Consider the following 5,535-nt stretch of genomic DNA (forward strand, 5'->3'; position numbering starts at 1 on the left):
CAAACTCGTCGGCGCCGCCCCGTTACCGGCATCCTCAGGCAAAACCAGCCGTCACCGACTCAACCGGGGCGGGGACCGGCAAGCCAACAGTGCTCTGCACATGATCGCGGTCGGACGCATGAAATCCCACGCCCCCACCCGCGCCTACGTCGAGCGACGTTCCGCCGAACACAAAACGAAGAAAGACATCCTCCGCTGCCTCAAGCGCTACATCGCCCGCGAAGTGTTCCGCGACCTCACCACCGACCTCGGAGCACTTGACAAGCTATAGGACCCTCTCGTCGACCTCGACGCGCTCCTTCGTCGCTTGCTCGGCCCGGCGGCTTGCGCTCCTCACACCTCAGGGAGCGGAGGGAGGCTCGACACAAAAGGGTTATCGAAGTCTCGGGCGCCGAACCCTTCGCGGGGCCTGATAGCACACCACTTCAGGCACCGACGTACTTGGCGAGGTGCTGACCGGTGAGCGTGGACCGGTCGGCGACGATGTCGGCGGGCGTGCCCTCGAAGACGATCCGGCCGCCGTCGTGGCCGGCGCCCGGGCCGAGGTCGATGATCCAGTCGGCGTGGGCCATCACGGCCTGATGGTGTTCGATGACGATCACCGACTTCCCGGAGTCGACGAGACGGTCGAGCAGCCCGAGGAGCTGTTCCACGTCGGCGAGGTGGAGGCCGGTGGTGGGCTCGTCGAGGATGTAGACGTCGCCCTTCTCCCCCATGTGGCTGGCCAACTTCAATCGCTGGCGTTCGCCGCCGGACAGGGTGGTCAGCGGTTGACCGACCTTGATGTAGCCGAGCCCGACGTCGACCATCCGGTGCAGGATCTTGTGCGCCGCCGGGAGTTTGGCGTCACCCTCGGCGAAGAAGGCCTCCGCCTGGGCGACCGACATCTCGAGCACCTCGCTGATGTTGCGGCCGCCGAAGGTGTAGTCGAGCACCTCGGCCTGGAATCGCTTGCCCTCGCACACCTCGCAGGGCGCGGCGACGCCGGCCATCATCGCGAGGTCGGAGTAGACGACGCCTGCACCGTTGCAGTTGGGGCAGGCACCCTCCGAGTTCGCGCTGAACAAGGCGGGTTTCACGCCGTTGGCCTTGGCGAACGCCTTGCGGATCGGCTCGAGCAGACCGGTGTAGGTCGCCGGATTGGAACGCCGCGACCCCTTGATGGCGCTCTGGTCGATGGAGACGACCCCGTCTTCCTTGGCGACCGTCGAGTTGATCAACGAACTCTTGCCCGAGCCCGCGACGCCGGTGAGCACGACCAGCACACCGAGCGGGATGTCGACGTCGACATCGCGCAGATTGTTGGCGTCGGCCCCGCGGACCTCGAGATGACCATTGGGCGTGCGGACTTCGTCCTTGACGGCGGCGCGGTCCTCCAGGTGGCGCCCGGTGAGCGTGTCCGCGGCCCGCAGTTCGTCGACGGTGCCTTCGAACACGATCGTGCCGCCGTCGGTGCCCGCTCCCGGGCCGATGTCGACGACGCGGTCGGCGATCGCGATCACCTCCGGCTTGTGCTCGACCACCAGCACCGTGTTGCCCTTGTCCCGCAATGCGCGCAGCAGATCATTCATCCGGGTGATGTCGTGCGGGTGCAGACCGATCGACGGCTCGTCGAACACATAGGTCACGTCGGTCAGCGACGAACCGAGGTGACGGATCAGCTTAGTGCGCTGCGCCTCTCCGCCGGACAGGGTGCCGGCCGGGCGTTCCAGGGACAGGTAGCCGAGTCCGATGTCGACGAACGCGTTGAGGTGGTCTCGCAGCGCGGTGATCAGCGGGGCCGCGGACGGATCGTCGAGGTCGGCGACCCACTGGGCGAGATCGCTGATCTGCATCGCGCATGCGTCGGCGATGCTGATGCCCTTGATCTTCGACGAACGGGTCTCGGCGGTGAGGCGGGTGCCCTCACAGTCCGGGCACTGCGCGAAGGTGATCGCCCGGTCGACGAAGGCACGGATGTGCGGTTGCATGGCCTCACGGTCCTTGCTCAGCATCGACTTCTGAATCTTCGGGATCAGACCCTCGAAGGTGATGTTGATGCCCTCGACCTTGATCTTGGTGGGCTCTTTGTAGAGCAGGTCGTTGAGCTGCTTCTTGGTGTACTTCGCGATCGGCTTGTCGGGGTCGAAGAAGCCGCAGCCGCGGTAGATCCGGCCGTACCAGCCGTCCATCGAGTAGCCGGGGATCGTCAGCGCGCCCTCGTTGAGCGACTTCGACGAGTCGTAGAGTGCGGTGAGGTCGAAGTCGGAGACGTCGCCACGTCCCTCGCATCGCGGGCACATGCCGCCGGTGATGGAGAAGCTTCGACGCTCCTTGACCTTCTGCCCGCCCTTCTCGATGGTCACCGCACCCGCCCCGCTGATCGAGGCGACGTTGAACGAGAACGCCTGCGGCGAACCGATGTGCGGAGTTCCCAAGCGACTGAACAGGATACGCAGCATCGCGTTCGCGTCGGTGGCTGTGCCGACGGTCGACCGGACGTTGGCACCCATCCGCTCCTGGTCGACGATGATCGCCGTCGTCAGACCCTCCAGGATGTCGACGTCCGGACGAGCCATCGACGGCATGAAGCCCTGGACGAACGCGCTGTACGTCTCGTTGATGAGGCGCTGGGATTCCGCGGCGATGGTGCTGAAGACCAGTGAACTCTTCCCGGAACCCGACACCCCGGTGAAGACCGTCAGCCGACGCTTCGGCAGATCGACGCTGACGTCCTTGAGGTTGTTCTCCCGGGCGCCATGGACGCGGATGATGTCGTGCGTATCGGCGGGGTGAATGCCGTCGGCCCGCACGGCGTCGACCTTCCGTGCGGGACGGGTGGCGGTTCGGCTCATCGTCTCTCCATCAATGTGGCGACCGCGGGCGGGCGGTCGTCGGCGTTCGGGGTGCTCGTGTCATTCCGGAGGTCCGTTGCCGCGAGGTCGGTGCGCGGACTCCCGGTCGATCTAACCAGGGTGGAGGACACGTCCGCGGGGTGTTGTCGGTCGACGACCGCGCCGAGTGCTTCCGGGGGCGGGTATCGACCGGGTCCGCACATCTCTCAGCCGGCCTGGTCGATACGGATGAGATTGCCCGCCGGGTCACGAACGGCGGCGTCGCGAACGCCATACGGCTGATCCATCGGCTCCTGCACGATGTCGACGCCGCTGGACTGCAACTTGTCGAACAGCCCGTCGAGGTCGTCGGTCGCCAGCGTCAGCGCGCCGTAACTCCCCTTGGCGATCAGCTCGAGGATCGTCTGTCGTTCCTCCTCGGAGATACCGGGATCGGCAGCCGGCGGATGCAGGACGATCGACGTGCCCGGCTGTCCGGGCGGGCCGACGGTCAGCCACCGCATGCCCTCGTAGCCGACATCCTTGCGGAGTTCGAAACCGAGGAGGTCGCGGTAGAAGCCCAGGGCGGCGTCGCCGTCGGTGTGTGGGAGGAACGTGTATTGGATCGTGATGTTCATGCGATCAGGCTAGGCAGTCTCACCCGCGCTGTGCTTCTCGATTCCTGATCGGTCTCGTGATGTTCTTCGCCAGGCACGCCGGTATCCCGTCCGTCGCGTCGGCCGACTGTTCGCGATAGACCGTCGGCGGGACCCCGACGAGTTCGGTGAACCGGGTGCTGAACGTGCCCAACGACGAGCAGCCCACCTCGAAGCAGACCTCGGTGACGGTCAGGTCGCCGCGCCGCAGCAGCGTCATCGCCCGTTCGATACGGCGAGTCATCAAGTACGAGTAGGGCGATTCGCCGTAGGTCTGGCGGAACTTCCGGCTCAGGTGACCGGCCGACATGCTCACCCCGCGCGCGAGCGCCTCGACGTCGAGCGGCTGCGCGTACTCGCGGTCGATGCGATCGCGGACCCGACGCAGCAGGGTCAGGTCGCGCAGGCGCTGATCGGAATCGGTTCGCGGCACGGATCGATCGTAGTGCGCTCAGACCCCGAGCACCGCCGAGATGTCCGCACCGAGGGCGTCGAGACGGCGTGCGGCCTCGTCCCGCGGTACGGCGCCGCCCGGGCAGTCGAGGACGACTTCCAGATAGCACTTCAGTTTCGGCTCGGTGCCGGAGGGACGCACGACGACGCGGTCGTCGGCGGCGGTCCGCACCAGGACGCCGTCGGTCGGCGGGAGATCAGCGGATCCATGTGCCAGGTCGCGGTTCTCCACCACCGGCGAGCCGGCCAGTCGTTCGATCGGCGACGAACGCAGGCGCTGCATCATCTCGCCGATCAGAGCGGTGTCCTCGACGCGGATCGTCAACGGTGCGGTGGCATGCAGGCCGTGGCGACGGGCGAGCCGGTCGAGTTCGTCGGTCAGCGTGCGGCCGTCCTTCCCGAGTTCCTCGACGAGGGAGATGACCCGGACCATCGCACCGATGCCGTCCTTGTCGCGGACGGTGTCGGGGTCGGTGCAGTAGCCGATGGCCTCCTCGTAACCGAAACGCAGGCTGGAAGTCCGGGCGATCCACTTGAAGCCGGTGAGCGTCGCGGCGAACCGCAGCCCGTGGACCGCGGCGACCCGGCCGAGCAGCCGGCTCGACACGATCGAACACGCCAGGGTGTCACCGGGGCGCGTCGCATCCCGTGCCGCCTGCTCCCCCAGCAGCGCGCCGATCTCGTCGCCGGTCAGCTGCCGCCACTGCCCATCGGGACCGACCGTCGCCACCGAGCAGCGGTCGGCATCGGGGTCGAGGGCGATCACGACGTCCGCGTCGACGTCGCGTGCGAGATCGAGCGCGAGGTCGAGGGCACCGGGCTCCTCCGGGTTCGGGAACGGCACCGTCGGGAAGTCCGGATCGGGAGCGGACTGCGCCGCCACCACGTGGACGTCGCCGATTCCCGCGGCCCGCAACACGTCTCGGGCGACCGCACCCCCGACCCCGTGCATCGGCGTCAGTACGACGCGCACCGGCGACGGGCCGCCGCCGGGTCGAAGCCGCGCGGTGCGCTCGACATAGGTCCGCACGGTCTCGTCGTCGAGGTGGATGACCGCCGCGGGGTCGCGGGACACCTCGTCGGCGGGCGGTGCCTGCGCGATCCGGTCCGCGATGTCGGCGTCGGCCGGCGCGATGATCTGCACTCCCCTGCCCGCATCGTCGGTGACACGCCCGCCGAGATACACCTTGTAACCGTTGTCGGCCGGTGGGTTGTGCGAGGCGGTGATCATCACACCGGCGTCGCAGTCGAGCGCACGCGTCGCATGAGCGGTGACCGGCGTCGGCAACCGGGGTGGCAGCGCGAACACCGTGAGCCCCTGCGCCGCAAGCACTTCGGTTGCCGCGTCGAAGAACTCGGCGGATCCGTGCCGGGCGTCGCACCCGACCACGACGCGCGCGTCGGGACCGACCGTGCCGAGCAGATAGCGGGCGACACCGGCCGTGGCTCGGGTGACCACGGCGACGTTCATCCGCGACTCGCCCGCACCGACCTCGCCGCGCAGGCCGGCGGTGCGGGCGAGTCGCGGATGAACGTCGCCGTGGTCACCCGAGCCACGGCCGGTGTCGCCCGCTATCTGCTCGGCACGGTCGGTCCCGACGCGCGCGTCGTGG

At 67.9% G+C, this 5,535-nt stretch carries 4 protein-coding genes and 2 pseudogenes; 2 read left to right on the forward strand and 4 right to left on the reverse strand.

Annotated features, from left to right (window positions below):
- Positions 1-271 (forward strand): transposase (locus A9310_RS21275; protein WP_065632276.1); only part of this gene is annotated, 271 nt, incomplete at its 5' end.
- Between the two features lie 154 nt (positions 272-425).
- Here A9310_RS21275 and A9310_RS21280 read toward each other — a convergent pair.
- The 4 genes and pseudogenes from A9310_RS21280 to A9310_RS21300 form a co-directional block, all read right to left on the reverse strand.
- Positions 426-2,834: an excinuclease ABC subunit UvrA gene (locus tag A9310_RS21280; protein WP_065632277.1), complete on the reverse strand. Its 2,409-nt coding sequence runs from the start codon at positions 2,832-2,834 to the stop codon at positions 426-428.
- Positions 2,835-3,040: 206 nt separating this feature from the next.
- A complete protein-coding gene (locus A9310_RS21290) occupies positions 3,041-3,451 on the reverse strand; it encodes a VOC family protein (protein ID WP_058250458.1) in 411 nt (136 codons plus the stop codon).
- A gap of 19 nt (positions 3,452-3,470) precedes the next feature.
- Complete coding sequence (locus A9310_RS21295; RefSeq protein ID WP_065632279.1) at positions 3,471-3,902, reverse strand: helix-turn-helix transcriptional regulator; 432 nt, start codon at positions 3,900-3,902, stop codon at positions 3,471-3,473.
- Between the two features lie 18 nt (positions 3,903-3,920).
- Positions 3,921-5,435: pseudogene (locus tag A9310_RS21300) on the reverse strand (phospho-sugar mutase); the annotation flags it as partial.
- Between A9310_RS21300 and A9310_RS26670 the strand changes: the two are divergent.
- Positions 5,346-5,535 (forward strand): annotated as a pseudogene (locus A9310_RS26670) (phospho-sugar mutase); the annotation flags it as partial. The pseudogenes A9310_RS21300 and A9310_RS26670 sit on opposite strands and share 90 nt — an antisense overlap.

The sequence above is a fragment of the Gordonia sp. UCD-TK1 genome, from assembly GCF_001691435.1.
Lineage (GTDB): Bacteria > Actinomycetota > Actinomycetes > Mycobacteriales > Mycobacteriaceae > Gordonia > Gordonia hongkongensis.

Excerpts from the sequence above, each read along its gene's own strand:
- A9310_RS21280 (WP_065632277.1), bottom strand. The coding sequence starts at position 2,834 with ATGAGCCGAACCGCCACCCGTCCCGCACGGAAGGTCGACGCCGTGCGG.
- A9310_RS21290 (WP_058250458.1), bottom strand. The coding sequence starts at position 3,451 with ATGAACATCACGATCCAATACACGTTCCTCCCACACACCGACGGCGAC.